Here is a 26,084-nt window from a genome sequence, read left to right on the forward strand (position 1 = left end):
CGGACGGGTCGGCGGTCAGACGGCGCGGGGGACGGCGGCGAGCTCGTCCTCCAGGCCGCGGCCCTTGGTGCGGACCACGCCCGCGGCGAGCTCGGACAGCTTGCGGTTGGCGTGCTGCGAGACGGTGCGCAGCACCGCGAAGGCCTCCTCGGCGTCGCAGCCGAGCACGTGCATCACGATGCCGCTGGCCTGGTCGATCACCGCGCGGGAACGCAACGCCGTCTCCAGTTGCTCCACCTCGGCCAGGGCCGCGTGGTAGCGGCGGTCGCGGACGAGCCCCGCGGTGGTCTCCTCGCCGAGGATGCTCACCGGGCCGCCCACGGCGTCGTCGAGCGAGCCGGGGCGGAAGCTGTAGAGGCTGAGGGTGACGTCGATGCCGGAGCGGCGGAAGGGGAGGGTGACGCAGGACCGTACGCCCGACTCCAGGGCCAGGGCGCGGTATCCGGGCCAGCGGCGCTCCGTCAGCAGGTCCTCGGTGTCCACCGGCGCGCCGACGTCCAGCGCGGTCGGGATGGGCCCGTCGCCGCAGGCCAGCTGGACGCTGGCGAGCGGCGCGAGGTCGGGGTGCGTGGCGGTGACCCGGCTGTCGGGGCCGCTGTCGGCGATGGTCGCCACGGCGCCGCAGGCGGCGGGGGCGCAGCGCACCGACTGCTCGGCGAGCCGGGAGAGCCGGCCCACGGGGGAGGCGGAGTGCGGTCGTCGACGTTCCGGCTCCAAGAGCATGGGAGAACCTCCTGAACCGCGCCTTCCCCGCCCCAGGTCCGGGAAACGGTCCGAGCGGCTAACTTGCTGCCATGACGCGGACGGCGGACGACTTCGGCGAGGAACTGGCGGACTTCGTCCGACGGGTGGGCGAGCTGCGCACCGCGCGCTCGCAGTCCGACGGGGAGCGGCTGACCGTCCTCGACGCCGCGCTCTTCGAACTCCAGCACGTGGTCGACCAGTTGTGGCCCCGCTACGAGCAGTTCGTCGCCGAGGCGGCGGGCGCGCCCGGCTCGCCGGGCGACCGGCAGGAGCGGCTGCTGCTCAAGGCGCTGTTCCAGCGGATGCCGCTGCCGGTGGCGCTCGTCGACCGCGAGACAGTGGTGCGCAGGCTGAACTTCGCGGCCACCGGGCTGACCGGCGCCCGCGCCGGGTACGCGACCGGACGGCCGCTGGCCGCCCTGCTGATGCCCGGCGACCGCGCCGCGTTCCGCTCGCAGGCGGCGGCCGTGGCGCGCGGCGAGGGCGACCGGGGCCTGACCGTACGGCTGCAGCAGCGCCCGGAGGAGCCGCTGCTCGCCACCCTGACCGCGCTGCGGCCGCCGGACGAGCCGCATCCGGCCGTCCTGGTGGTCTTCCAGCCGGGGATATCCCGGGCGGCCTCGGCCGCCGCCCCGCCGCCCGAGGTGCCCGACCTCGCCGAGTCGACGCGGCACGCCCGGCTGATGGACCTGGTGGACACGATGGCGGCGGCGCTGCTGCGGCTGCCGCCCGGCGATCGCACCGAGGTGCTCGCCACGGCCGCCCGGGTGCTGTGCGGGCGCTTCGCCCAGTGGGTGGTGGCCGACGCGGTGGACGGCGGGCTGCGGCGCGTGGCCGTCCTGGGCCCGGCGGCCGAGGAGAACGCCGCGCTGCGCCACGCGGTCGCCGGGCAGGACCCGGCCCGTGCCCCACTGGTCGCGGAGGCGGCCCGGGCGGGGGCGACCTCGCTCCAGGTGCAGCCCGAGGACACCGACGGGTTCGGCCACGATCCCTCGGGCGCGCCGGTCCTGGCCCGCGCCGACGTGACGTCCCTGCTGTGCGTACCGCTCGGCGCGCCCGGCCCCGTACAGGGCGTGCTGACGCTCTTCCGTACGGGGCCGGCCCGGCCGTTCTCCATGGCCGAGGCGCAGGCGATGGACGTGATGTCCCGTCATGTGGCGCTGGCTATGCGGCGTCCCGCTCCACCCGGTGACGATCGGCCGGAGCCTGCTCCCGCAGCGCCTGATCCCGCAGCCGAGTGCAGCAGCGACTGATCAGCCGGGAGACGTGCATCTGGGAGATGCCCAGGTCCTCGGCGATCCTGCTCTGGGTCATGTCGCGGAAGAACCGCATGTAGAGGATCTGCCGCTCCCTGGGCGGGAGTCGGCGCAGCCCCGGTTTGACGGCCTCGCGGTCGACGACGACGTCGAGCGCCGGGTCGGGGGCGCCCAGCGAGTCGCTGAGGCTGTAGCCGTCCTCGGCGCCCGGCAGTTCGGCGTCGAGGGAGAGCGCGGAGAAGCTGTCGAGCGCTTCGAGTCCGGCCTTGACCTCGTCCTCGGTCATGCCGGTGTGCGCGGCGATGTCCGCCGCCGAGGGGTTGCGGGCGCCGGCGGTCTGCATGAGCTCCTGGCGGGCGGCGCGGACCCGGCCGCGCAGGTCCTGGACGCGGCGGGGCACGTGCAGGGTCCACATGTGGTCGCGGAAGTGGCGCTTGAGCTCGCCGGTGATGGTCGGCACCGCGAAGCTCTCGAACGCGGCGCCGCGCTCCGGGTCGTACCGGTCGACGGCCTTGACCAGGCCGAGGGCGGCCACCTGGCGCAGGTCGTCGAGGGCCTCGCCCCGGTTGCGGAACCGGCCGGCGAGCCGCTCGGCCATGGGCAGCCAGGCCCGGACCAGGTCCTGGCGCAGCGCGTGCCGTTCGGGTCCGGCGGGCAGGGCGGCGAGCCGCGCGAACGCGGCGGCGGTATCGGGGGCGTCGTCGTGCGGGTGCTTGGCTGTGGCCTGTGCGTGAGTACGCATGTGGGACAGCTCCCTGAACGGTGGTCTCGGATGGTGGTTACCGCCGGGAGGGCTGCGCCGGGTGCCCCGGCCGTCGACACGGGCACGCCCGGAGCGGACAGCCGCTCCCACGGACGTGCCTCCGGTCCGAAGCACGTTGAGCGCCTGCCCGGGGTCATCCGCTCCAAACGCCCCGGGTCCGGCATGGACGGGGCGGGGCGGGGTACTGCGCCGGGACGGAGCCGAGACGGAGACGAGGCGGAAAGCGATGGCACGGTACGTGCGGGAGGTCATGACGGCGGGGGTGGCGGCCGTACGGCCCGACGCCTCGCTGGTCGAAGCGGCCCAGCTGATGCGCGCCCAGGACATCGGGGACGTGCTGGTCGCGCGGGGCGACCAGCTGATCGGGGTGCTCACCGACCGGGACATCACCCTGCGCGCGGTGGCCGACGGCGCCGATCCGCTGACCGTCAGCGTCCAGTCCGTGTGCACCCGTTCACCGGTGTGCGTGGGCCCCGACGACGAGCTGGTGACGGCAGTGCGGCTGATGCGGCGGCACGCGGTGCGCCGGCTGCCGGTGGTCGAGGGCGGGCGGCCGCTGGGCATGCTGAGCCTCGGTGACGTCGCCGCCCACCAGGACCCCCGCTCGCCGCTCGGGGACATCAGCCGGGCGGCCCCGCAGAGCTGGCCGGAGGTGCCCCGGCAAGGCGGGCCGGCCGACCGGTCCGGCCCCCCTCAGCTGCGCTGATACGCCGTCAGACGGTCCGGCCGAGCATCGCGAGCAGCCGCGTCTGGGCGTCGGCCCCCTCGGGCACCGCCACGGGCGCGTCGAAGAGGCTGCGGGGCAGCTGGTCGGCGTACCCGCCGAACTCCCGCGCCGTCGCGTCGACCAGGTCCTGAGGCAGCCGCTCGTCCGCGCCGATCGCCCGGGACAGGTCCCAGGCGTGCACCACCGCGTCCGCCACCATCTGCGAGCAGTACGCGGCGGCGGGCGTCTTGCCGTACGAGAGCTCGACCGTGCCGTCGAGCGCGCCCGGCCCGGCGAACGCGGCCACCGCCGCGGCCTGCGCCGACTCCCACACGCCCACCGGGTCCGTGCCGAGCACATCGCCGTCGTAGGCGTCCCCGACGTCGGCGATGGTGCGGCCCTCCGCGACCAGCGGCGGCACCCACAGCTGCTCGACGGCCAGATGGTTGACGAGGTCCCGCACCGTCCACTCGGTGCACGGCGTGGGCAGGTCCCACTGGTCGGCCCGGACCGCGTGGACACGGGAGCCGAAGAAGGCGATGGCCTCGCGGTGGCGGTCGAGGAGCTGGGCGTGGTCCGCAGACGCAGAAGAGTCCATGGGACCACTCTTCCCGACCGGGGCGTACGGCTCAAGCGCGGATTGCCACGGATTGCGCCGGCCGCGTGCGGGTACCCATGGGCCATGTCTTTTCCGTCCCTGACGTCCGTACCGCCCCTGCCGCCCGCCGCCGGGCGGTCCGTCCGGACCGTGCCCCGCAGCCTCGGCGCCCATGACCGGGCGCTGTTCCGGGTGGCCGCCGACCGGAACTGGCCCGGCGCCCGCGCCGTGCTGCCCCGGCTGAGCCGGGCCGCCGACCACGGGCTGCTGTGGTTCGGCGCCGCCGCCGCGATGGCGGCCACCGGCTCGCCCCGGGCACGCCGGGCGGCGCTGCGCGGCGTGGCCTCCCTCGCACTCGCCTCGGCGACCGTCAACACAGTGGTCAAGCGGTCGGTGCGCAGGCCCCGGCCGATACTGGACCTGGTGCCGCTGGTACGGCAGTTGAAGCACCAGCCGATCACCACGTCCTTCCCGTCCGGGCACTCCGCGTCGGCGGCCGCCTTCGCGACCGGGGTGGCCCTGGAGTCGCTGGGCTGGGGCGCGGCGGTGGCACCGATCGCCTTCTCGGTGGCCGCCTCCCGGGTGTACACGGGAGTCCATTACCCGGGCGACGTCCTGGTGGGCGCGGCCCTCGGCGTCGGCGCGGCGTTCGCGGTACGGGGCCTGGTGCCCACCCGGCGCCAGCTGCCCGCGCCCGGGCGGCCGTACACGGACGCGCCCGCGCTGCCCGACGGCGAGCACCTGGTGGTCGTGGTCAACGAGGCCTCCGGCACGGCCGCCGCGAAGGCCGCGGCGGTGCGCGACGCGCTGCCGCTGGCCGAGGTGGTGGAGTGCGCCCCGGAGGACCTGGCGGGGGCGCTCGACAAGGCGGCGCTGCGGGGCCGGGCGCTCGGGGTGTGCGGCGGCGACGGCACGGTGAACCTGGCGGCCGTGGCGGCCGCCCGGCACGGCGTGCCGCTCGCGGTGTTCCCCGGCGGCACGCTCAACCACTTCGCGTACGACCTGGGCATCGAGGAGGTCCAGGACACCGCCCGCGCGCTGGCCTCGGGCGACGCGGTGAAGGTGGACCTCGGCCGGTTCACGCCGGGCCCGGACGGCGCCGCCGCCGGATACTTCGTCAACACCTTCAGCCTCGGCGTCTACCCGGAGCTGGTGCGGCTGCGTGAACGCTGGTCGCCCCGGATCGGCGGCTGGCCGGCCGGGGTCCTGGCGGCGTACGAGGTGCTGCGCGGCGAACGCCCCCTGGAGGCCGAACTGAGCGGAAAGCCGCACGCGCTGTGGCTGCTGTTCGCGGGCAACTGCATCTACCAGCGCCTGGGCCCGGCCCCGGCGCACCGCTACGACCTGGCGGACGGGCTGCTCGACGTCCGCGTGGTGCACGGCGGCCGACTGCCCGGCTTCCGACTGCTGGCGGCCGCGCTGGCCGGACCGCTCAGCCGCTCCCCCGTCCACGCGGCCCAGCGCATGCGCCGCCTACGCATCGCCCGACTCGCACCGGACACCCCCGTGGCGTACGACGGGGAAGTCGCCCGCATAGAGGGCGAACTGACGGTCGACAAACTGCCGGAGGCGTTGACGGTGTACCGGCCGCCGGTGCGCGCGTGACGGGGATGCGCGGGTACCGCGCCCTTCAGGGGCGCGGGGAACTGCGCGACCAGCCACCCACGGTCCGCAGCCGAAGGAACCACGCACCTCCACCGGAGCCTTAATCCGTGAACGTAGCCCCCGGCTTCAGAAGTCGCAGCCGCTCGCTCAGTCCGGCCGCGGCGAACGCCTCGGTCAGGGTGTCCGCGCCCTCGCTGAAGTGGCCCCAGTGCTCGAAGTGGAGCGGCACCACATGGCGGGCGCCCAGGATCTGGGCGGCCTCGGCGGCGGCCTCGCTGGTCAGGGTCAGCGGGGCGCCGTCGAAGAGCGGGGTGCGCGCGGCCCCGGCGAAGAGGACGGCCACGTCGACCGGGCCGAAGCGCTCGGCGACCGCGCGGACGTGGTCCAGCGAGGCGTTGTCGCCACTGACGTAGACGGTGGGCACCGCGTCGCCGTGCAGGACGAACCCGGTGACCTCACCGGCCAGCGCCTCGGCGCCCTCGGGCCCGTGCAGCGCGGGCACCCCGGTGATCCGCAGCCGCTCACCGAGCTCGTACGTCTCCCAGTTGGGCAGCGCCGTCACCGCGTCCCCGAGCCTGCCGTGCGCGGCGGGCGTCGACAGGACGAGCGGCACCCGGGCCAAGTAGGCGCGCCCGGACTCGTCCAGGTTGTCGGGGTGCTGGTCGTGCGAGAGCAGCACCGCGTCCACCGCCCCGGTCTCGTCGGCCTCGACGGCCGGTCCCGCCGTCTTCACCAGTTTGCGGTCCGTGCCGATCGGATAGTCGCCCGGAGCGTCGAAGGTCGGGTCGGTGACCAGCCGGACGCCGCAGATGTCCACGACGGCGGTCGGCCCGCCCACGTACCGGATCGATACCTCACCCATAGTGCCCTCCCAAGTGATCTTCCTTGCTCGGCAGGGGTAACGCACCCGACGCTACGGCTTGTTCCGCCTCGCCGGTAGTGCCGACTCGACGGCGCCCGGCTGCCCCGGAGCGCGCCCGGCGGACGACGCCGCGCTGTCCACATGGCGAAACGCAGATCTCACCATCCGACACGTCGGCGTACGGTGACGGTACGTACCGACCGCGAGAACGTCGAGAGAGGGAGCCGGTCATGTCGAAGGAGACCGCCGTCTACACCCACGGCCACCACGAGTCCGTGCTGCGCTCGCACAGTTGGCGCACCGCGGCCAACTCCGCCGCGTACCTGATCGGTGAACTCAAGCCGGACGCCAGGGTCCTGGACATCGGCTGCGGCCCCGGCACCATCTCCGCCGACCTGGCCGCACTGGTCCCGGACGGCCACGTCACCGCCGTCGACGCGGCGCCCGGAATCGTCGAGCAGGCGCGCGCGTACGCCGAGGGGCGCGGGCAGCGGAACATGGCGTTCGGCGTCGCGGACGTCCACGCCCTCGACCACCCCGACGACTCCTTCGACATCGTCCACGCCCACCAGGTGCTGCAACACGTGGGCGACCCGGTCCAGGCGCTGCGCGAGATGCGCCGGGTCACCCGGCCGGGCGGTCTGGTCGCGGTCCGGGACAGTGACTACGGCGCCTTCACGTGGTTCCCCGAAGTCTCTTCCCTGGAGACCTGGCTGGAGCTGTACCACCGGGTCGCCCGGGCCAACGGCGGCGAGCCGGACGCCGGGCGGCGGCTGCGGTCCTGGGCGCGCGAGGCGGGCTTCACCGACATCGCCTCCACCGCCTCGACCTGGTGTTTCGCGACGCCGGACGAGCGCGCCTGGTGGAGCGGGTTGTGGGCGGACCGCACGGTGGCGTCCTCGTACGCGCAGCTCGCGGTGGACGGCGGCCACACCACCGAGGCGGCGCTCGCGGCGATCTCCGAGGGGTGGCGGGAGTGGGGCGCCGACGAGGACGCGTGGTTCATGGTCCCCCACGGCGAGATCCTCTGCCGCGTGTGACGGTCACCAACTAGGCTCGTACGTATGGAGATCCTCGGAACCACACTGCGCATCTGCGTCGACGATCTGGAGACCTCGGTGGTCTTCTACGAACGCCTCACCGGAAGCAAAGCCCTCCGCTTCGAACGCGGCGGAGTCTCGGTCGCCGCGGTCGGCTGCTTCCTGCTGATGAGCGGTCCGGAGTCGGAGCTGGAGATCCTGCGCAAGGTTTCGGCCACGATCGCGGTGAAGGACGTCGAGGACGCCTACCGGGCCCTCACCGGCGTGGGAGCCCACGTGATCGCGGGCCCGGTCCCCACACCGGTGGGCCGCAACCTGATCGCGGTACACCCGGACGGCTCGGTGTTCGAGTACGTGGACCACAAGTCGGCGTAATCCGCTGGCAGGGCGCGCCCCTTAGGGGCGCGGGGAACTGCGCGACCAGCCGACCACGGTCCGCAGACGAACTCCGCGCCCCTTACCGCGCCTCCGGCCGCATCCGGTAGTCGTACCGCCCGGGCAACGGCTCATCCGTGATGCGCGCCCACACCTCCCCCAGTATCTCCGCGCCTTCGCGCAGATCAGCCACTTCGAAACCTTCGTCGAAGACGGAACGCGCACCGGCCAAGTCCCCCTCGGCAAGCAGGATCTGAGCCTCCAGAAGCCGAAACGCCCCCCGCCCCTGCGTAGGGGCCCGCAACCGATCCCACACCGCCCGCGCATCAACAGGGCGCCCCGCGCCCAACAGCGCCCCCACCGCCTCCCGCCCGAGCGCAGCCGTCGCCGCAACCCACTGCTCCCCGTCCCGCCGCTCCTCGCACAGGTCGTCGAACGCCTCCGCGTACAGCGACGCGGCCCGGTCCGCGTTGCCCGCGAGGTGGTCCGCGACCGCCAGGCACCGCAGCAGCGGCCAGCGCGAGGGGGCGAGCGGCAGCCCGCGCTCCCAGCTGCGTACGGCCTGCGCCCGGTCGCCCGCGTGCCACTGCGCGACCCCGAGGTGGTACTCGGTGAGCGGGGACGCGGGCGCCGTCTCCAGCATGTCCCGCCAATGCGGGGCCACCAGGGTCGGCCCGGGCGGGACGACCCGGCGCGGCTCGGGCAGCGCGCCGGCGTGGAGCAACTCCAGCCAGGGCGCCTGCTCTTCGCCGAGCGTCGACTCGGCGAAGGGCGTGCCCGGCAGCTTCAGGCTCCCCCGCAGCACTTCGAGCGCCCCCCACCCGGACCCGGTGGCCAGCGACTCGACGGGCTCGGTGTCGGCGTACGGGCGCCAGGCCGCGTACGCCTCCTCGACGCGCTCGCGCGGCAGCACCGCCTCCAGTCGCTCCGCCACCTCGCCGCGCGCGGCCGACCAGTCGTCGCCGTGGACGGGTCCCGGCGCGGCGGCGAGCGGGCCGTACGCCTCCAGCCAGGCGAATTCCGCGCCCGCCTCCAGCGGAACGTGCTCCAACTGGGTGCGTGCCAGGCCCGCCTGGATCTCCGCGTAACCGGTCGTCCCGGGCTCGGTCAGCCACTCCTGCCAGCGCCGCCCGCCCCGGCCCGAGCCCCACAGGAACAGCTTGCGCCCGCGCAGCTGATCGGTCGACGTCTGGATCAGGCCCTGCCCGGCCGCGTCGAGCGAGGCGATCCAGCGGCGGGTGCCGTCGGGCACCTCGTAGAAGTAGTCGGCGGGGTACTCGCCGCGCAGCGGATACGTACGGTCGGCGCCGTCCCACTCGGGGACCGGCACCCGCCGCAGCGTGTGCTCGTATCCGAAGTGCCAGGCCTGGTCGGCGGGGGCGAGGACGCGGGTGCGCTCGCCCTCCTCCACGGCAATGTTGGACCACCAGTAGACGGGCGCGGTCCGCTCGTGCGGGTTGCGGACGCGGACGCCCACGTACAGGAAGTCGGAGTCCTCGGGCAGCCACAGGTCCACCTGGAACGGCAGGTCGCGCAGCCGCTCCCACTCCCACAGGCGCAGCATCTCGCCGCCGTCGGGGGCGGGGACGACGGCCGCGTGCACGGGGGCGCAGGAGAGGGTGGTGTGGCCGGTGGCGCCGATGTTCCACTCGATGCCGCCGGAGAACCAGGCGCCGTTGAGGGCGAAGTCGGCGGGCTGCAGCACGGGGTTGACGTAGAGGAGTTCGCGGCCGGTCGGCTTGTGGAAGAGGGAGTGGATCCGGCCGCCGAGGCCGGGCAGTACGGTGACGCGCAGCCGGGAGTTCTCCAGGACGAGCGTGTCGAGGTCGGTGGGGGTGCGCTCGCGGCCGTAGCCGTCGAGGATCCGGACCGGCAGGACCGTCTCCAGCGGCTGGTAGCCGATCTGCCGGGCCATGTCGCGCGGCAGGTCCTCGCGGGCCCGTTCGTCGAGGGTGTGCACCTCGTCGAGCGGGCGCAGCGCGGGCAGCGGGTTGGGCGGCCCCAACGGGGCGGCGGGCAGGGTCAGTACGGCACGTCGCACGGTCGTGGCCAAGACAACCTCATTCCCTCGCGCGGTCGGCCGCCCCGTCCCTGCGGCCGCCCCGTGACCATGGAACACGGCGCGCGCCGCACTGACCAGAGGATCCCCTGGTCAGGATTGCGCAAAGGCGTCTGCCGGTGGCATCGCGACGGGGTCAGCGCGGCTCGACGACGGGGTCAGCGGGGCTCGACCATCTCCGCCGTGATCGCCCAACGTTCGTGGTCGCGCCAGGCGCCGTCGATGAAGAGGAAGTCCGGCGAGAAGCCCTCGAGGCGGTATCCGGCGCGGCGGACCAGGGCGATGGAGGCGGTGTTGCGGGGCTGGATGTTCACCTCCAGGCGGTGCAGGCCGAGCGTGCCGAACGCGTACCGGGTGACCAGGTCCAGCCCTTCGCCCATCAGCCCGCGCCCGGCGGCGTGCGCGAAGGCGCCGTAGCCGAGGGCCCCGCTCTGGAAAGCGCCCTCGACGATGTTGTTGATGTTGATGAACCCGGCGATCCGGTCGTCCTCGCGGGTACAGACGAGGAACCCGTACCGGTTCGGATCCTCCATCAGCCGCCCCGCGTAGGCCGCGTACGCGTCGGGTTCGGCAGGCGGAAACAGCCACGGCGCGTGCAGGTTTCGGCTCTCCCGGGCGAGCGCGGTGAACTCCCCCGCGTCCTCCAACGTGAAGCCTCGGATACCCACGCGGGGGCCTTCGGCGAGGTAGGTGATCTTGTCGGACACGGGGTCAGGTTACGCGGGGATTCGTCTGCGGGCCGGTGGCGGGCTGGTCGCGCAGTTCCCCGCGCCCCTGAGATGCGCCCCTGCGGGGCGCCCCCAGGGGGATTGCCGCGCAGCGGCATCTGTAGGGGCGGGGGGAACTGCGCGAGCAACCGGCCACGACCCGCAGACGAACACCGGGCCGATAAGGGGCGCGGGGAACTGCGCGACCAGTTGGGGACGGCCCGCAGACGAAACGGGATCCAGGGGCGGGACGGGGCCCGCTACTTGCCCCGCAGCGACTCCACCAGCTTCACAATCCGCCGCTGCCGCGTCTCCGCACTCTTCGCGCCCTCGATCTCCCCCACCTGCTTCCGCTTGAGACTGAACGCCATCCGCTCATACGCCCCCCGCAACGCGGGATCCGCATCGAGCACCGCCGCGAGATCATCCGGCGCCTCCACCACCCGCGGCTCGTCGTCGAGCTCGACGTCGACCTCGATCTCCTCGCCCAGGTCGACCCCGCTCGCCTCGCGGTTGGCCGCGCTGATGCCGATGAGGATCTGACCGCGCATGGCGGCGACCCGGGTGCGCCACGAGTGGCCGTTGACCGCGACGACCACGGGCGGCCGCTTGCCCTGCCCGAGCCCGTCGACGACCTCCTGCGGCACCTCCACGCCCAGCGCGTTCCCGGACGGGATGACCGTGGCCTTGAACTTCATGCTCGTACTCCTCGCCCTCACCCTGCATGCCCGTGTCAAACGGACACGATATACCGCGAGTTGTCGACCATCCGGCCGCGTTCGTCCGGCCGCGTTCATCCGCCCACGGTCATCTGCCCCGCCGCCGGATGAAGTAGCCCCCGCAGATCACCCCGACCACGAACACCGCGAGCAGCGCCAGATAGAGCGGCATGGAGACCTCGGGGATCAGCAGCCGGATCTTGACCTGGCGGGTGTTCTCGAAGATGAAGATCAGGGCGAGGACCGCGATCGTGCCGACCGCGACCCGCGACGGCGTGAGGGCGCCCCCGAACCCCGTGCCGCCCTTCGTCCCGCCCGACGCGTTCTTGGGGCTCATGACCCGGCCCTTTCTGGGGGTGCCTGCCTTGGAGGGGTGGAGGACACCCCTTCCGTACAGGATGGACGGGTCCCGTACCGGAAGCGGCCCTGGAGCGGTCCGTACGGGTGAGCCGGGCATCCCGGTCCGGCCCGGGGCGTCGCCGCCCACCCGAGCCCGCCTTGTCAGACAAGTGACGGCCGGGCCATGCTTGCGCCATGGCAGTCAGCGGACAGCAGCGCAGGCCGGTCGTCGCCCTGTACGAGCGGATCGCCGACGCGATCCACGACGGCACCTACCCGCCGGGCTCCACCCTGCCCTCGGAGCCCAGGCTCGCGGGCGAGCTGGGGGTGAGCCGCCCGGCACTGCGCGAGGCGCTGCTGCTGCTCCAGGAGGACGGGCTGCTCACCGTGCGCCGGGGCGTGGGCCGGACCGTCAACGACCGACCGCCCCGGCGCGGCTTCGAGCAGCTCCAGCCGCTGGAGGAGCTGCTCGGCACCGGCGGCCCGGTGCGGGTGCGCGCCCTGCTGCGCAGCGTCGAGGAGCCGACCGACTTCACCACCCAGCACCTGCTCCCCGCCGCCGGCGCGGAGCTGCGGTTCTGGGAGACGGTGCTGGTCGGCGAGGCGCTGGCGGTGGCGCTCTGCCATGAGTGGGCCGCTCCCCAGGACGTCCTCGAACGGCTGCACCCGGCGTTCGCCGCCGCCCTCGCCGACGAGCCCGCCCGCTCGATGCTCGCGGTCCTGGCGGACGCATCGCGGGGCGTGCCGCTGACCGCCCACAGCGGGGTCACGGCGACCCTCCTCGGCCGCCGCCGGGGCGAGCAGCTGGACCGCCCCGCCGACACCCCGGCCGTACTGATCACGCAGGTCGTACGGGTGGAGGGCACCCCGGTCCTGGCCGCCAAGCACATGCTCCCGACCGGGTCCCCGGCGCTGCCCGTCCTGCACAGCGGCTAGCCCGCGCGGCCGAGGCTGTACACTCCCCGGTCATGCACTTGTCTGACAACCCTGCCGCCCAGCCTGTCGCCGACTGGATACGCCGCGCGCCCAAGGCCGTCCTCCACGACCACCTCGACGGTGGTCTGCGCCCCGCCACCATCGTCGAGCTGGCCCGCGCGTGCGGCTACGAGGGCCTGCCCACCGAGGACCCGGCGGCGCTCGCGGTCTGGTTCCGCGACGCGGCCGACTCCGGTTCCCTGGAGCGCTATCTGGAGACCTTCGCCCACACCTGCGCGGTGATGCAGACCCGCGAGGCGCTGGAGCGGATCGCGGCGGAGTGCGCCGAGGACCTGGCGGCGGACGGGGTCGTCTACGCGGAGGTGCGGTACGCGCCCGAGCAGCACCTGGAGCGCGGGCTCGCCCTCGACGAGGTCGTCGACGCGGTGAACGCCGGATTCCGCGAGGGCGAGCGCCGCACCGGCGGGAAGATCACGGTCCGCGCGCTGCTCACCGGCATGCGCCACACCGACCGCTCCCTGGAGATCGCCGAGCTGACCGTGGCGCACCGCGACCGCGGGGTGGCCGGCTTCGACATCGCGGGCGGCGAGATCGGCAACCCGCCGGCCCGCCACCTGCCCGCCTTCCAGCACCTGAAGCGGTCGAACTGCCACTTCACCATCCACGCGGGCGAGGCCGTCGGCGCGGAGTCGATCCACGAGGCCGTGCAGATCTGCGGCGCCGAGCGCGTCGGCCACGGTGTGCGGATCACCGACGACATCACGGTGCACGAGGACGGCACGGCGGACCTGGGCCACCTCGCCTCCTACCTGCGCGACAACCGCATCGCCCTGGAGGTCTGCCCGACCTCCAACCTCCAGACCGGTGCGGCCAAGGACTACGCCTCGCACCCGATCGACCTGCTGCGCCGCCTCGGTTTCCGGGTCACCCTGAACACCGACAACCGGCTGGTCTCCGGCACCACCATGAGCGAGGAGTTCCAGCACATGGTGGACGCCTTCGGCTACGGGCCCGAGGTGTTCGAGCAGTTCACCACCGCCGCCGTGGAGGCCGCGTTCCTGCCGCTGCCGGAGCGCCGCCGCATCATCGACGAACTGGTCCGCCCGGGCTACGCCGCCCTGTAGCGGACGGTGCCGTACGCCTCCATGACGTACGTTCCATGGCGTACGGCACCACGGCGTACGCGCTACACCAGCGCGGGCACCTCCAGCGTGAGCGTGCCCGCGTCGGCGTCGAGCACCGCGGGCACCCCCAGCGGCATGGTCAGCGAGGGCGTGCAGTGGCCGAAGCCGAAGTGCTCGACCACCGGCACGCCGAGCGGTGCGAGCCGCTCGTACAGCACGGCCCGCACCTTCTCGTACGGTCCGCACTCCTCCCAGGAGCCGAGCGCCACCCCGGCGACCCCGTCCAGCCAGCCCGAGCGCAGCAGCTGGGTGAGGATGCGGTCGATCCGGTAGTCCTCCTCGCCGACGTCCTCGATCAGGAGCAGTCCGCCGCGCGCCGACGTCCTGGCGTGCGGGGTGGCGAGGTCGGCGGCGAGCAGGGCGAGGCAGCCGCCCACGGTGACCCCGCGGGCCCGGCCGGGCACCATCGGGCGGGCGCCCTCCGGGGCGAGCGTGCGGGCCGCCTCGGGGTCGAAGAGCGTGGTGCGCAGGGAGCGCTGGGTCGGGTCGTCCTTGAGGAAGGTCGCCGCCGACACCATCGGCCCGTACAGCGTGGAGAGCCCCAGCCGTATCGCGAACGCCTCGTGCAGCGCCGTCACGTCGCTGTAGCCGACCAGCACCTTGGGTCCGGCGGCGCGCATCGCGTCCCAGTCGAGCAGGTCCACCATGCGCTGCGCCCCGTAGCCGCCGCGCGCGACGAGCACCGCGTCGACGGACGGGTCGCACCACGCCTCCTGGAGGTCGCGGGCCCGGCCCTCGTCGCCGCCCGCGAGGTAGCCGAACTCCGGGTGCCGGTCGCGGACATGGGGCATCACGACCGGGTCGAGGTCCCAGCCGCGCAGGATGTCCAGGCCCGCGTCGAGCCGCTCCCCCACCACCGGCCCGCTGGTGGCGACCACCGCCACCCGGGCGCCGGGCCGCAGCCGGGCAGGCCGGGTGAGCGGGGCGGGGGTGTGGTGCGTCGAGGTCACTTCTTCAGCTCCAGGAGGGGGACGTCGGGCCGGTCGATGCCGAACGTCTGGGCGTACAGGGAGAGTTCCGCCTCCAGGGCGCGGACCATGGTGTCCGCCCGGCGGAAGCCGTGTCCCTCGCCCTCGAAGGCGATGTACGCGTGCGGTATGCCGCGGCCCGCCGTCCTGGCCAGGAACCGTTCGCACTGTACGGGCCGGCAGATCACGTCGTCGAGCCCCTGGAGCAGCAGGAACGGCACGCTGATGCGCTCGGCGTGGGTGATCGGCGAGCGCTCCTCGTACCGGCCGGGGAGCTCGGCGCGGGGGCCGATGAGGGATTCCATGTACTGCGACTCGAAGTCGTGCGTGCCGTCGTCCGACGACCAGTCGGTGAGGTCGAGGACCGGGTAGATCACGGTGCCGCAGGCGTAGACGTCGGTGGTGGCGAGCGAGGCCGCCGAGGTCCAGCCGCCCGCGCTGCCGCCCCGGATCGCGAGCCGCCGGGGGTCGGCGGTGCCCTCGTCGGCGAGTGCCCGGGCCACGGCCGCGCAGTCCTCGACGTCGACGACGCCCCACTGCTCACGCAGCCGGTCGCGGTACTCCCGTCCGTAGCCCGTGGAGCCGCCGTAGTTGACCTCGGCCACGCCGATGCCGCGCGAGGTGAAGTAGGCGATCTCCAGGTCGAGGACGAGCGGGACCTGGCTGGTGGGGCCGCCGTGCGCCCAGATCACGTACGGCGGCAGCTCGTCGGCGGGCGCCGTCCAGCCGGGGTGGTGCGGCGGGTAGACCAGGGCGTGGATGTCGCGGCCGCCGGGGCCGGTGAAGGTGCGGATCTGCGGTTCCGGGTAGTACGCCGGGTCCACCGGGTCGTCGTGGGCGCGCCCGACGACGCGGGTGCGGCCCGACCGGGTGTCCAGCTCGACGACCTCGGCCGCCGTGCGCGGGCTGGCGGCGACGCCGACGACCCTGCTGCCGTGCACCGCGAGCGTGGAGCCCCAGGCGGTCCAGGGGCCGGCCGCGTCCACGACCTCGCCGCTCTCCGGGTCGAGGATGCCGAGCGCGGTCGCGCCCCTGCCGTGGACCACGGCGATCAGGCCGTTCTCCAGCGGGTGGAACCAGCGGCGGCCGAGCTGCCAGAGCGGCCCGCCGAACTCCTCCTCGCGCGGGCAGAGCGGCACCGCGGCGCCCTCGCGGTCCGCCGGGTGGGAGGAGGGCGAGACCGCGGGGGCCGGGTCGGCGCGGTAGAGGTTCCACCAGCCGGTGCGGTCCGAGGAGAAGAGCAGCCGGCCGTCGGGCGCCCAGTCGGCCTGGGCGATGGATTCGCCGGGTCCGCCCGCGACCGGCCGGGCGCCTTCTAGGACCCCGTCGTCGCCGAGGTCCGCGAGGATCAGCTCGGTGCCGTCCCACGGCATGTCCGGGTGGTCCCAGGCGAGGTAGGCCGCGCGGGAGCCGTCCGGGGAGATCCGGGGGCCGGTGACGAAGCGGTGCCGCCCGTCGGAGAGCTCGCGCACCCGGCCGCGGTCCTCGGCGGCCGAGCCGTCCAGGGGCACGGCCGCCAGCACCCGGCGGACGTCGGTGGGCGCCTCGCCGGTGAACTCCTCCAGGACGCACCAGACTTCGCCGCGCTCCGGCACGAGCACCGGGTCGGCCCAGCGCAGCCCCTGCCCCACCGCCGACAGCGGGGTGAGCGGCCTCGGCTCCCCGGCGCCGTCCGGCTCGTACGCATACAGCCGCTGGTCCGGGAAGTGGGCGAAGACCACGAGCGGGCCCCCGTCGCCGCGCGGGACGGCGGCCCACGGCCGACCGCCGTACTCGATGACGCGCGTCCTCACGTTCCACGGCGCGGGCAGCAGCGACCGCGCGTCTCCGTCGGTCCGGCGCCGGACCAGGGCGCGGCGGCCGCCCTCGGTGGGGCGCGGCTCGGTCCACCACACCTCCTCGCCGACGACCCCGACGAAGTCGGGCGACCCGTCGCGGCCGGCGGCGAGCTCGGCGTCGATGGGCGACGGCCACGTTCCGTAAGGCCCGATGGGCACCATGTCTTCCCACTCCCCCTACGCCGCGCGCAGATAGTGATCGAGGACGCGCACGCCGAAGTGCAGCGCGTCCACCGGGACCCGTTCGTCGACGCCGTGGAACAGCGCCGGGTAGTCGAAGCCGGGCGGCAGCCTCAGCGGCGAGAAGCCGTAGCCGGTGATGCCGAGCCGGGAGAACTGCTTGGCGTCGGTGCCGCCGGACATGCAGTACGGCACGACGTGCCCCTCGGGGGCGAACTCCTCGACGGCCGCGCGCAGTTTGGCGTACGTCGGCGAGTCGACCGGGGCCTGGAGGGCGACCTCCTTGTGGTGGAACTCCCAGTCGACGTCGGGGCCGGTGAGCCGGTCGAGCGTGTCGCGGAACTCGTCCTCGCCGCCCGGCAGGATCCGCCCGTCCACGTACGCGGTGGCGTGCCCCGGAATCACATTGATCTTGTAACCGGCTTCGAGCATCGTCGGGTTGGCGCTGTTGCGCACGGTCGACTCGACCAGGGCGGCGGCCGGGCCGAGCTTGCCGAGGAGCTCGTCCACGTCGAAGTCGGGGGCGGCCGGGTCGGCCGCGATCCCGTACACCCGGGCGAGTTCGGCCAGGGCCGCCCGGACCGTCGGCGTGAGCCGGACCGGCCATTGGTGCTCCCCGATCCGGGCGATCGCGGCGGCCAGTCGGCTGACCGCGTTGGCCCGGTTCACCTTGGAGCCGTGGCCCGCCCGGCCGTGCGCGGTGAGCTTCAGCCAGCCGGTGCCGCGCTCGCCCGCCGCGATCGGGTAGAGGGCCGTTCCGGGGCCCGCGTGGAAGGTGAACGCGCCGGACTCGCTGATGCCTTCGGTGCACCCTTCGAACAGGCCGGGGTGGTGGTCGGCGAGGAAGCCGGAGCCGTCGATCGCGCTGGCCTCCTCGTCCGCGGTGTACGCGATGACGATGTCCCGACGGGGGCGGATCCCCGCGCGCGCCCAGGCCCGGACGACCGCGAGGACCATCGCGTCCATGTTCTTCATGTCGACGGCGCCGCGCCCCCACACCACGCCGTCGCGGACCTCGCCGGAGAAGGGGTGCACGTCCCAGTCGGCGGGCTCGGCGGGCACCACGTCCAGGTGACCGTGGACCAGGAGGGCGTCCGCGGAGGGGTCGGTGCCCTCGATGCGCGCCACCACGTTGGTGCGCCCCGGCGTCCGCTCCAGGAGGACGGGCTCCAGACCGGTGGCGGCGAGCCGCTCCGCCACGTACTCGGCGGCGGGCCGCTCGCGGCAGTCCCCGCCACCGCGGTTGGTGGTGTCGATCCTGATGAGCTCCGAGGTGAACGACACGACCTCGTCCAGCGCCCGACCGTCGATGTGCTCAGCCATACTGCTCCTCCACCGCAGCCGAGACGATCGTGGTGACCGCCTTGAAGGTGCGGATGCCGTCGTACATGGTGCCGCTGGTGTAGGCGACGCGGCGCTCCCCGGTCCGCTCGGCGCCCGGGACCACCGTGGCGGCCATCGCCAGGTGCTCCGCGTCGAATTCGAGCTCGACGGTGAACGGCCCACCCTGCACCGGATCCTGACGCACCGCCAGACCCGCTGCCACCTTGGCGGCCGCCCTGATGTCGGCGGCCGTGCGCGCCGGGGTGCGGCACACCGCCGCGTACCGCGACACGTGGTCCTTGACCGCCACCTTCTGCGCCCCCGGTGCGTACCCCTCGGCGTCCGCGCACGTCAGGTCGTCGCCGGTGACCAGGACCACCGGCACTCCGTACTCCGCGACCACGTGCGCGTTGAGCAGACCCTCGCTCGCCCTCGTCCCGTTCAGCCAGACGCCCGTGATGGAGTTGGCGAGATACGTGTGTGCCAGCACGCCCTCGGTGCCCGCGCCCGTGTGGTAGCCGACGAACGCGACCCCGTCCACGTCGCCGTGCTGGACGCCCTCGACCATGGACAGCGACTTGTGCCGCCCGGTGAGCATCTCCACGCGCTCGTCCAGTCGTTCCAGCAGCAGATTGCGCATGGACCAGTGCGCCTCGTTGATGAGGACGTCGTCGGCGCCGCCGTCGAAGAAACCCAGCGCCGCCGCGTTCACATCGGACGTGAACAAGCCGCGGCAGCGCTCCCACTGCGGGGTGCCCGGCAGCACGTCGGCGGGCCAGGTGACACCGGTGGCGCCCTCCATGTCGGCGCTGATGAGGATCTTCATGCCACGAAACCGTACGCGTCGCGGAACGCCCTCACCAGCCCTGTGGATAACCCCGAACGCGTGTCCTCGTCGGCCCCCGGCCACCCGTCCGCGATCGAGCCAATTGGTGCAGACCTCTTGCATGTTGGTCCAGACCAATGCCAGCCTCTGGTCCGAACCAGCTGAGAAGGAGCCCCCACATGTCCGTACGACGCACAGCAGCCTCGCTCGGTGTCCTCGGTGTGGCGTCCGCGTCACTGCTCTCCGTCGCCGGCTCGCCCGCCGCCGCGCACGGCGCCGTGTTCAACCCGGTCAGCCGGGTAGCCGCCTGTTACGCGGAAGGCCCCGAGACGCCCAAGTCGCAAGTGTGCAAGGACCTGGTCGCCGACTCCGGCACCCAGCCGCTCTACGACTGGAACGAGGTGAACATCGCCAATGCCGACGGGCACCATCAACAGCTCATCCCCGACGGCAAGTTGTGCTCGGCCAACCGTGAGAAGTACCGCGCGCTCGACTGGGCCCGCACCGACTGGCCGGCCACCGGCGTGGCGGCGGGCTCGTTCGGGTTCAAGTTCCGGGTGACGGCCCCGCACTCGGGGACGATGACGGTCTACATCACCAAGGAGGGCTTCGACCCGACGAAGCCGCTGAAGTGGTCCGACCTGGATTCGCAGCCGGTCGCCACGTACGCCACCACGCGGACCTCGACCGACGGCTACTACAACTTCACCGGGAACCTGCCCGCGCGCACCGGCCGCCACATCATCTACAAGGTGTGGCAGCGCAACGACAGCCCCGAGGCGTTCTACAGCTGCTCGGACGTCGTGTACGGCAAGTCCGCGCAGGCGGCGGCCCAGCCGTCGGCGCCCAGCCAGCAGGGCATCGACGCGGGCGCGTCGAAGTCGACCGTGAGCCACCACGGGCACGGCGGCGGCACGCCGTCGAAGGACTCGTTCGCGCTCGGCGCGGCGGCGCAGCCCGTCGCGGCGGTCTCCATGGCGGGCGTGCTCGCCGGCGGGATCCTGCTGCTGCGCCGGCGCAAGGACTCCTGACCCCGCCCGCCGGACCTCACCCGGTGCGCCCCACCACCCACCACTTGGAGGGCAGCGCGATCCGGGTGCCGTCCGGCCGGTACTCGGTCGTGGTCAGCGGCAGTTCGCCGCGGGCCACGACCGTCAGTCCGGCCGCCCCGAGCAGCGCGGGGACGGCCGCGTCGGCCACCTCGCCCGGGGTGAGGCCGTGGGCGAAGACCGGGCGGAGCTTCGGCGGCGCCCCGGCCGGGTCCTGCGCGAGCCCCATCAGGACCGGCTTGGCCGCCTCCGCGAGCTCCACCAGGAAGGCCCGGCCGCGCGTCCCCACCAGCGTGGCGACGGCGTCGGCCAGCGGCTGGCGGTCGGCCGGTTCGCACTGGTGCAGCACCCCGCGCACATACACGTTGGCGTCGCCCAGGCGCGCGTGCAGCTCCTGGACGGCCTTCTCGTCGGTCGCGTCCAGCTGGTCGAACCGGACCCGCCCGTCGGGGTCCTGGCTTCTGGCCCGCTCGACCGCGGCGGGCGAGAGGTCGACGCCGACGACGCTGTCGTAACGGTCGGCGAGGAAGCGGGCCTGGGTGCCGTTGCCGCACCCCAGGTCGACCATGGGCAGCGCCAGATCGGCGAGATGGGGCTCGAAGAGCGCCAGGTGGGGGCCTGCCGTCAGGGCCGGTTCGGCGTCCCAGAACACCGCGCCCGTCTCGTCGGGCGCCTCGTTCCAGAACCCGTCCCAGGCGTCCTTGTACCGACTCGTCACGCTCATGACCGACTCCCCAGGCTGGCACGCACAGTGTCAAGATCGGTCTATCGCTCCGGGGGCACGCCGACAAGCACCCGGCGCAATCATTCACCCCGCGTTCGAGCCGCTTCAGCGCCTCGTGCGCCCCCTGCGCGGCAGCGACACCTCGAACCACACGGTCTTGCCCTCGCCCGTGCGGCTCGTCCCCCACTCGCGGGCCAGCCGGCTCACCACCCGCAGACCGCGCCCGGCCTCGTCGAGCGGACCGGCGTGCAGCAGCATCGGCAGCGTGTGGTCGTCGTCGACGACCTCGCAGCGCAGCGACTCGGCCCGCACCATCCGCAGCCGCACCTGGTGGCTGTGCGCATGCCGTACGGCATTGGTGACGACCTCGCTGACCAGCAGCTCCACGGTCTCCGCCACCTCCTCCAGGCCCCATTCGCGCAGTCGCCCGACGACCAGGCGGCGGGCCCGGGCCACCTCGCGCGCGTCTATGGCGAGCGGCCACTCGGCGACGTCCTCGCGCGCGATGCCGTTGAGCCGGGCCATCAGGAGGGCGACGTCGTCCTTGCGGCCGCCCCGGGTGTTGAGGGCGCGGATGATGGTGTCGCAGGCGTCGTCCATGGAGGCGGCCGGGTGCGCGGCTGACTCGCAGAGGGTGGCCAGCCCGACGCCGATGTCCTCGCCCCGCATCTCGACCAGGCCGTCGGTGCACATCACCAGCCGGTCGCCGGGCTCGACACGGACGCGCGCGGTCTCGAACGGCACGCCGCCGACGCCGATGGGCGCTCCGGTCGGCAGGTCGAGCAGTTCGCTGCGGCCGTCGGCGGCGCGGACCAGGACCGGCGGCACGTGGCCCGCGTTGGCCAGCAGGAGCTCGCCCTCGATGGGGTCGTAGACCGCGTACAGACAGGTCGCCAGATAGTGCTCGCCGAGCCGCTGCGCCAGGTCGTCGAGGTTGCGCAGGAGCTGGGCGGGCGGCAGGTCGAGGGCCGCCATGGTCTGGACGGCGGTGCGCAACTGGCCCATCATCGCCGCCGAGTTGAGGCCGTGGCCCATGACGTCCCCGACCACGAGGGCGATGCGGGAGCCGGGCAGCTTGATGGAGTCGAACCAGTCGCCGCCGACCCGGCCGAGCAGGGTGCCGGGCAGATAGCGCGTCGCCGTGTCGCAGCCGGTCATCTGCGGGGTGACCTGCGGCAGCATCGAGTCCTGGAGGGTCTCGGCGACGCTCTCCTGGTAGGTGTACATACGGGCGTTGTCGAGCACCAGCCCGGCGCGGGCGGCGAGTTCGGCGCCGGTCACCCGGTCCATGTCGTTGAACTCGGTCCGCTCCGCGTGGCGCAGCAGGATCATGAAGCCGAGCACCACATTGCGCGCCTTGAGGGGAACCACCAGCATCGACCGGCCGTTGATCAGAGGCCGGATGTCGCGCTTTTCGAACTGCGAGGCGATGGCGGTTCCCATCTGCTCGCTGATGCGCGGGACGAGCACGGGCTCGCCGGAGGTCATGCACTGGAAGAAGGGGGTGTGCGCGGGGAACGGCATGGACTCGCCGACCGGTACGACGTCGTCCCACCGTCCGGGTGCGTCGACGTGCTCGACGGCGACCCGGTGCCACAGGGTGGTCTCGTCCGGCGGCCCGTCCGGGAACCCCTCACCGGCGATGACCTGTTCACGCAGATACGTGCCCGCGACATCGGTGAAGCGCGGCACCACGGCGGCGCTCACTTCCTGGATCGTCCGGGACAGATCGAGGGAGGAACCGATTCGGCCACTGACTTCGTTGAGGAACTCCAGCCGCTCGCGCACGGCGGCGTATTCGAGGTCCTGCTCGAACTCGGAGGCGGGCGCCGACCCGACGGCGGCCAGTGCCTGGTCGCCGCCCCGGGCGGCCCTGCGCTCGGCCCGGCGGGGCACACCCCAGTCGGGCGTCACCGGCACCCGGTCGTGCTGGCTGAATTCCAGCACGGGATAGCCGAGTTCGAGCACCTGCGAGACGATCCGGGAGCTCTCGCCGACGCTCATGCTGGGCAGGATCTCGGGCAGCCGCCCGGCCAGCTCGTCGGCGCCCTGGAACTCGGTGTGCAGGCCGAAGCCGGGCGCTATCCGCTCCACCGCGCCGCGGCCCGGCCCCGGGTTGTCGGCGTGCAGCTGCCGCGCGTCCGCCGCCAGCACCAGAAGGCGCTCCAAGCCCGGCCCGACCAGCGGATACGCCCACCAGAGCACCTCGACGCGGGGCCGCCCGGGATCCGAGAGGGTGGCTCGCCCGGCCGTCGGGTACGAGGTGAGACCGCTGAGCGAGGCGTCCAGGCCCGGCCCGAACTCGTCGTAGGCGTCCAGCTCGCGCAGGACGTCGCCGGGTCGGTCCTCGCGCAGCGCGCCGGAGACGGGGAGCAGATCGAGGGCGAGCCGGCCGACCGCCTCCTCGCGGGCGGGTCCGAAGAGCCGGCGCGCACCGGTCGACCAGTGCGACACCAGCCCGTCGCCGTCCACGACGATCACGGCAAGCGGAATCCGTCCGGCCACGGCGGACTGCCGCGGCAGTGTCGGCGGAGTGCCACTGTCCATGGGTGGAGGCTCCTTCCCCGCCGCAAGGATCTGCGGCTGTGCCACCTACCGTACGGCCATGCGAAGGCCCCGCGCGGGGCAACGCCGGAATAGGGCGCACGCCCGCGTGTACCGGGCATTTGGTTGAAGAATAGTCAGTCCTCGTGGCCCAGCTGGAGGTCCCGCTCGGTGCGTCCGCCGCCCGCAACCTGGAGCACCGTGGCCACCGGCGGATACCCGGCGGCGATCACCGTGTACTCGCCCGAGGAGAGGTCGACGAAGCGGAAGGTGCCGTCGGGGCCGGTGGTGAGGGTGTCCACGACGTTCCCGGCGGCGTCGAGGAGCGTCACGCGCGCGTCCTCGACCGGCCGTCCGCCGCTCGCCCTGACCGTGCCGCGCAGCACCGCGCCGCCCGCGAGCTCGATGTCCTGCCGGGTCTCGCGCGAGGCCTGGACGCTCACCGGGAGGGCCGCGGGCCGGAAGGCGGGCGCGCTGGCGGCCAGGGTGTACTCGCCCGCCACCAACTCGCTGATCACATAGGCCCCTTCGCGCCCGCTGCGGGTGGTGGCGACGACCTCGCCGCGTACGTCGGTGAGGGTGACGGCGGCGTCCCTGACCGGGGTGCCGTCGGCGGTGACCACGGATCCGGCCAGCCGCCCGGCGCCGCCGAGGACCACGTCGAGCTCGACCGGGCGCTCGCCGACGGTCACCGAGACGGCCTGCGGCTGGTGCCCTCCGGCCGCCGCGATCAGGACGTAACTGCCGGATCCCGGAACGCTCAGCGCGTACCGCCCGTCCTCGCCGCTGCCGCCGCGCCCGACCTGCTGCCCGCGCACGTCGACGAGGGTGAGCGCGGCGCGCGGCACGGTGGTCCCGTCGCTGTGCTGGACCGTTCCGCAGACGGGAACTCCGCTCGTGTACGGGGCGTTGGACGTACGGGCGTGGGGCACGGGTGCCGGTTCGACTGCGGGGGCGTTCTGGGACACCAGCGGTTTCTCCTTGAGGAAGAAGGCGAGCAGGAGGCCGAGCACGAGCACGGGCACCAGATAGAGGAAGATCCGCGGCATCGCCTCGGCGTAGGCGCGGATGTAGCCGTCGCGCAGGGCGGGCGGCATGGTGTGGACCAGCTGCGGGGTGATCGACTCGGGGTCGGGGAGCCGGGCGCCCGCGGGGAACTGCTCGGTGAGGGAGTGCGCGAGGCGGTTGGTGAACAGGGTGCCGAAGACGGCGGCCCCGACGCTTCCGCCGATCTGCCGGAAGTAGTTGTTGGCGCTGGTGGCGGTCCCCAGGTCGGCGGGGTCGGCGGCGTTCTGCACGGCGAGGATGAGCACCGGCATCACCAGACCGATGCCGATGCCCAGGACGGCCATCCAGACGCTGTAGTCGAGCCGGGGCGTGTCGGTTTCCAGCCGGGAGAGCAGCCACATGCCGACGGCCGAGACGGCGCTGCCGAGGACCGGGTAGATCTTGTAGTGGCCGGTGCGGCTGATGAGTTGGCCGGAGATGATCGAGGCGGCGACGATACCGCCCATCATCGGCAGGACGAGGAGTCCGGACTCGGTGGCGCTGGCGCCGTCCACCATCTGCAGGAAGGTCGGCAGATAGCTGGCCGCGCCGAAGAGCGCGACGCCGATGACCGCGCCGACCAGACCGGAGATGTTGAAGATCGAGTCGCGGAACAGCCGCAGCGGGATGACCGGTTCGCGCGCGTAGTTCTCCACGACGACGAAGAGCAGGGTCGTGCCGACGGCTCCGGCGGCCAGCCCCAGGATGGTCCGCGAGCCCCAGGCGTACTCGGTACCGCCCCAACTGGTCAGCAGCACCACGCACGTCGACGCGGCGACGAGCAGGAGCGAGCCGAGGACGTCCAGGCGCGGGCGGGCCGCGGGCCGGGGCAGTTTGAGGACGACGGCGATGACCGCGAGGGTGACCAGACCGAAGGGGACGTTGATGTAGAAGCACCAGCGCCACGAGGTGTGGTCGGTGAAGAAGCCGCCGAGCAGGGGTCCGGCCACCGAGGCCAGTCCGTAGACGGCGCCGATCAGGCCCATGTAGCGGCCGCGTTCGCGGGGCGGCACGATGTCCGCGATGATCGCCTGCACGCCGATCATGAGCCCGCCGCCGCCGATTCCCTGGAGGGCGCGGAAGGCGATGAGTTCGTCCATCGTCCGCGACCAGCCGGCCAGCGCCGAGCCGATCACGAAGACGACGATGGCGAACTGGAAGACGGGTTTACGGCCGAAGAGGTCGCCGAGCTTGCCGTAGATGGGCAGCCCGATGGTGGAGGCCAGCAGATAGGCGGTGACGGCCCAGGAGACCTTGTCGAGGCCGTGCAGATCGCCGACGATCTTCGGCAGCGCGGTCGCCACGATCATCTGGTCGAGCGCCGCGAGCAGCATGGTGAGCATCAGGCCGACGAAGACCAGCCGCACCCGGCGCGGGGTGAGCCCCACCAGGGCCTCGGCCGGGCCCTCCACCGGTGCCGGGACCGGCGGCCCGTCGACCGGCGCCGCGTCGGAGAACTCCGGGGCCGGCTGCTGCGCGGCCCGCCGCATCCACCGCCGCTCCCCCGAAGGCCCGCCCTGCGCCGGGTCCTTCACCAGAGTGATCCCACCCACGTCTGCTCCCCTCGTCGCGCCGCCTGATTCGCCTGCGCGGCGTACATACTGCGCATCGGGCGCTAATGGGGAGCAAGCGGAAGAGGAGTGGGGCGGGGGCGCACAACTCGCCCTGGAGGGGCGCGCGTCCACCGCCCCA

23 protein-coding genes are annotated in these 26,084 nt (G+C 73.5%); 8 read left to right on the plus strand and 15 right to left on the minus strand.

What is annotated here, in order from left to right; all coding sequences use genetic code 11:
- Window positions 1-15 precede the first annotated feature (15 nt).
- On the minus strand, window positions 16-723 hold the full coding sequence (locus tag IE252_RS19315; protein ID WP_190090687.1) for an ANTAR domain-containing response regulator: 708 nt from the start codon (window positions 721-723) through the stop codon (window positions 16-18).
- Window positions 724-794: 71 nt separating this feature from the next.
- On the opposite strand from IE252_RS19315, the gene IE252_RS19320 reads away from it, so the two are divergent.
- Entirely contained in the window at window positions 795-1,997 is a 1,203-nt protein-coding gene (locus tag IE252_RS19320; protein ID WP_190090688.1) for a PAS domain-containing protein, read from the plus strand.
- Here the strand turns inward: IE252_RS19320 and IE252_RS19325 are convergent.
- A complete protein-coding gene (locus IE252_RS19325; protein WP_190090689.1) occupies window positions 1,909-2,742 on the minus strand; it encodes an RNA polymerase sigma factor SigF in 834 nt (277 codons plus the stop codon). The two genes, IE252_RS19320 and IE252_RS19325, sit on opposite strands and share 89 nt — an antisense overlap.
- Before the next feature lie 247 nt (window positions 2,743-2,989).
- On the opposite strand from IE252_RS19325, the gene IE252_RS19330 reads away from it, so the two are divergent.
- Window positions 2,990-3,469: a CBS domain-containing protein gene (locus tag IE252_RS19330; RefSeq protein ID WP_190090690.1), complete on the plus strand. Its 480-nt coding sequence runs from the start codon at window positions 2,990-2,992 to the stop codon at window positions 3,467-3,469.
- Window positions 3,470-3,476: 7 nt separating this feature from the next.
- Here IE252_RS19330 and IE252_RS19335 read toward each other — a convergent pair whose 3' ends face one another.
- Window positions 3,477-4,067, minus strand: a complete 591-nt coding sequence (locus IE252_RS19335; RefSeq protein ID WP_190090691.1) for a TIGR03086 family metal-binding protein — start codon at window positions 4,065-4,067, stop codon at window positions 3,477-3,479.
- An 84-nt stretch (window positions 4,068-4,151) separates the two neighbouring features.
- Here IE252_RS19335 and IE252_RS19340 point away from each other — a divergent pair, with 84 nt between their 5' ends.
- Window positions 4,152-5,672: a bifunctional phosphatase PAP2/diacylglycerol kinase family protein gene (locus IE252_RS19340; RefSeq protein ID WP_190090692.1), complete on the plus strand. Its 1,521-nt coding sequence runs from the start codon at window positions 4,152-4,154 to the stop codon at window positions 5,670-5,672.
- 100 nt (window positions 5,673-5,772) lie between these two features.
- Here IE252_RS19340 and IE252_RS19345 read toward each other — a convergent pair whose 3' ends face one another.
- On the minus strand, window positions 5,773-6,534 hold the full coding sequence (locus IE252_RS19345; protein ID WP_190090693.1) for an MBL fold metallo-hydrolase: 762 nt from the start codon (window positions 6,532-6,534) through the stop codon (window positions 5,773-5,775).
- Window positions 6,535-6,764: 230 nt separating this feature from the next.
- Between IE252_RS19345 and IE252_RS19350 the strand changes: the two genes are divergently transcribed.
- Together IE252_RS19350 and IE252_RS19355 are read left to right on the plus strand one after the other, a co-directional pair.
- A complete protein-coding gene (locus tag IE252_RS19350) occupies window positions 6,765-7,574 on the plus strand; it encodes a methyltransferase domain-containing protein (RefSeq protein ID WP_190090694.1) in 810 nt (269 codons plus the stop codon).
- Between the two features lie 24 nt (window positions 7,575-7,598).
- The gene (locus IE252_RS19355) at window positions 7,599-7,949 is read left to right on the plus strand and encodes a VOC family protein (protein WP_190090695.1); all 351 of its coding nucleotides are present in this window, start codon (window positions 7,599-7,601) and stop codon (window positions 7,947-7,949) included.
- 82 nt (window positions 7,950-8,031) lie between these two features.
- On the opposite strand, the gene IE252_RS19360 is transcribed toward IE252_RS19355, so the two are convergent.
- The 4 genes from IE252_RS19360 to IE252_RS19375 form a co-directional block, all read right to left on the minus strand.
- Window positions 8,032-10,002: a DUF5107 domain-containing protein gene (locus IE252_RS19360; RefSeq protein WP_190090696.1), complete on the minus strand. Its 1,971-nt coding sequence runs from the start codon at window positions 10,000-10,002 to the stop codon at window positions 8,032-8,034.
- Window positions 10,003-10,166: 164 nt separating this feature from the next.
- Window positions 10,167-10,715, minus strand: coding sequence for a GNAT family N-acetyltransferase (locus IE252_RS19365; protein WP_190090697.1), 549 nt, complete (start codon window positions 10,713-10,715; stop codon window positions 10,167-10,169).
- 260 nt (window positions 10,716-10,975) lie between these two features.
- Entirely contained in the window at window positions 10,976-11,413 is a 438-nt protein-coding gene (locus IE252_RS19370) for a YdeI/OmpD-associated family protein (RefSeq protein WP_190090698.1), read from the minus strand.
- A gap of 109 nt (window positions 11,414-11,522) precedes the next feature.
- Window positions 11,523-11,771, minus strand: a complete 249-nt coding sequence (locus IE252_RS19375; RefSeq protein WP_190090699.1) for a lipopolysaccharide assembly protein LapA domain-containing protein — start codon at window positions 11,769-11,771, stop codon at window positions 11,523-11,525.
- 197 nt (window positions 11,772-11,968) lie between these two features.
- Between IE252_RS19375 and IE252_RS19380 the strand changes: the two genes are divergently transcribed.
- Window positions 11,969-12,709, plus strand: a complete 741-nt coding sequence (locus tag IE252_RS19380; protein ID WP_190090700.1) for a GntR family transcriptional regulator — start codon at window positions 11,969-11,971, stop codon at window positions 12,707-12,709.
- 32 nt (window positions 12,710-12,741) lie between these two features.
- Window positions 12,742-13,833, plus strand: a complete 1,092-nt coding sequence (locus tag IE252_RS19385; protein ID WP_190090701.1) for an adenosine deaminase — start codon at window positions 12,742-12,744, stop codon at window positions 13,831-13,833.
- Between the two features lie 62 nt (window positions 13,834-13,895).
- Here IE252_RS19385 and IE252_RS19390 read toward each other — a convergent pair whose 3' ends face one another.
- The 4 genes from IE252_RS19390 to IE252_RS19405 are packed head-to-tail and all read right to left on the minus strand — an operon-like array spanning window position 13,896 to window position 19,028.
- Window positions 13,896-14,843, minus strand: coding sequence for a S66 peptidase family protein (locus IE252_RS19390; protein ID WP_190090702.1), 948 nt, complete (start codon window positions 14,841-14,843; stop codon window positions 13,896-13,898).
- On the minus strand, window positions 14,840-16,861 hold the full coding sequence (locus IE252_RS19395; RefSeq protein WP_190090703.1) for a S9 family peptidase: 2,022 nt from the start codon (window positions 16,859-16,861) through the stop codon (window positions 14,840-14,842). Before IE252_RS19395 ends, IE252_RS19390 begins: the two co-directional genes overlap by 4 nt.
- Window positions 16,862-16,876: 15 nt before the next feature.
- Entirely contained in the window at window positions 16,877-18,202 is a 1,326-nt protein-coding gene (locus IE252_RS19400; protein WP_190090704.1) for a M20/M25/M40 family metallo-hydrolase, read from the minus strand.
- The gene (locus IE252_RS19405; RefSeq protein WP_190090705.1) at window positions 18,195-19,028 is read right to left on the minus strand and encodes a M55 family metallopeptidase; all 834 of its coding nucleotides are present in this window, start codon (window positions 19,026-19,028) and stop codon (window positions 18,195-18,197) included. Before IE252_RS19405 ends, IE252_RS19400 begins: the two co-directional genes overlap by 8 nt.
- A 179-nt stretch (window positions 19,029-19,207) precedes the next feature.
- Between IE252_RS19405 and IE252_RS19410 the strand changes: the two genes are divergently transcribed.
- Complete coding sequence (locus IE252_RS19410; protein ID WP_190090706.1) at window positions 19,208-20,059, plus strand: lytic polysaccharide monooxygenase auxiliary activity family 9 protein; 852 nt, start codon at window positions 19,208-19,210, stop codon at window positions 20,057-20,059.
- 16 nt (window positions 20,060-20,075) lie between these two features.
- Here the strand turns inward: IE252_RS19410 and IE252_RS19415 are convergent, their stop codons facing one another.
- The 3 genes from IE252_RS19415 to IE252_RS19425 all read right to left on the minus strand — a co-directional run bounded on the left by IE252_RS19415 (window position 20,076) and on the right by IE252_RS19425 (window position 25,882).
- Window positions 20,076-20,801 carry a class I SAM-dependent methyltransferase gene (locus IE252_RS19415; protein ID WP_190090707.1) on the minus strand — a complete coding sequence of 242 codons (726 nt, stop codon included), beginning with the start codon at window positions 20,799-20,801 and terminating at the stop codon, window positions 20,076-20,078.
- 105 nt (window positions 20,802-20,906) lie between these two features.
- Window positions 20,907-23,348: a SpoIIE family protein phosphatase gene (locus IE252_RS19420; RefSeq protein ID WP_190090708.1), complete on the minus strand. Its 2,442-nt coding sequence runs from the start codon at window positions 23,346-23,348 to the stop codon at window positions 20,907-20,909.
- Between the two features lie 134 nt (window positions 23,349-23,482).
- Entirely contained in the window at window positions 23,483-25,882 is a 2,400-nt protein-coding gene (locus IE252_RS19425) for an MFS transporter (RefSeq protein ID WP_190090840.1), read from the minus strand.
- Window positions 25,883-26,084 lie beyond the last annotated feature (202 nt).

This window comes from Streptomyces melanogenes, assembly GCF_014649795.1.
Classification (GTDB): domain Bacteria; phylum Actinomycetota; class Actinomycetes; order Streptomycetales; family Streptomycetaceae; genus Streptomyces; species Streptomyces noboritoensis.

Bases quoted from the DNA above. Each gene is read 5' to 3' on its own strand.
- IE252_RS19330 (WP_190090690.1), top strand. From the start codon at position 2,990: ATGGCACGGTACGTGCGGGAGGTCATGACGGCGGGGGTGGCGGCCGTA.
- IE252_RS19370 (WP_190090698.1), bottom strand. From the start codon at position 11,413: ATGAAGTTCAAGGCCACGGTCATCCCGTCCGGGAACGCGCTGGGCGTG.
- IE252_RS19335 (WP_190090691.1), bottom strand. From the start codon at position 4,067: ATGGACTCTTCTGCGTCTGCGGACCACGCCCAGCTCCTCGACCGCCAC.
- IE252_RS19340 (WP_190090692.1), top strand. From the start codon at position 4,152: ATGTCTTTTCCGTCCCTGACGTCCGTACCGCCCCTGCCGCCCGCCGCC.
- IE252_RS19325 (WP_190090689.1), bottom strand. From the start codon at position 2,742: ATGCGTACTCACGCACAGGCCACAGCCAAGCACCCGCACGACGACGCC.
- IE252_RS19345 (WP_190090693.1), bottom strand. From the start codon at position 6,534: ATGGGTGAGGTATCGATCCGGTACGTGGGCGGGCCGACCGCCGTCGTG.
- IE252_RS19410 (WP_190090706.1), top strand. From the start codon at position 19,208: ATGTCCGTACGACGCACAGCAGCCTCGCTCGGTGTCCTCGGTGTGGCG.
- IE252_RS19385 (WP_190090701.1), top strand. From the start codon at position 12,742: ATGCACTTGTCTGACAACCCTGCCGCCCAGCCTGTCGCCGACTGGATA.
- IE252_RS19400 (WP_190090704.1), bottom strand. From the start codon at position 18,202: ATGGCTGAGCACATCGACGGTCGGGCGCTGGACGAGGTCGTGTCGTTC.
- IE252_RS19350 (WP_190090694.1), top strand. From the start codon at position 6,765: ATGTCGAAGGAGACCGCCGTCTACACCCACGGCCACCACGAGTCCGTG.
- IE252_RS19425 (WP_190090840.1), bottom strand. From the start codon at position 25,882: ATGCGGCGGGCCGCGCAGCAGCCGGCCCCGGAGTTCTCCGACGCGGCG.
- IE252_RS19380 (WP_190090700.1), top strand. From the start codon at position 11,969: ATGGCAGTCAGCGGACAGCAGCGCAGGCCGGTCGTCGCCCTGTACGAG.
- IE252_RS19375 (WP_190090699.1), bottom strand. From the start codon at position 11,771: ATGAGCCCCAAGAACGCGTCGGGCGGGACGAAGGGCGGCACGGGGTTC.
- IE252_RS19420 (WP_190090708.1), bottom strand. From the start codon at position 23,348: ATGGACAGTGGCACTCCGCCGACACTGCCGCGGCAGTCCGCCGTGGCC.
- IE252_RS19320 (WP_190090688.1), top strand. From the start codon at position 795: ATGACGCGGACGGCGGACGACTTCGGCGAGGAACTGGCGGACTTCGTC.
- IE252_RS19315 (WP_190090687.1), bottom strand. From the start codon at position 723: ATGCTCTTGGAGCCGGAACGTCGACGACCGCACTCCGCCTCCCCCGTG.
- IE252_RS19415 (WP_190090707.1), bottom strand. From the start codon at position 20,801: ATGAGCGTGACGAGTCGGTACAAGGACGCCTGGGACGGGTTCTGGAAC.
- IE252_RS19405 (WP_190090705.1), bottom strand. From the start codon at position 19,028: ATGAAGATCCTCATCAGCGCCGACATGGAGGGCGCCACCGGTGTCACC.
- IE252_RS19395 (WP_190090703.1), bottom strand. From the start codon at position 16,861: ATGGTGCCCATCGGGCCTTACGGAACGTGGCCGTCGCCCATCGACGCC.
- IE252_RS19355 (WP_190090695.1), top strand. From the start codon at position 7,599: ATGGAGATCCTCGGAACCACACTGCGCATCTGCGTCGACGATCTGGAG.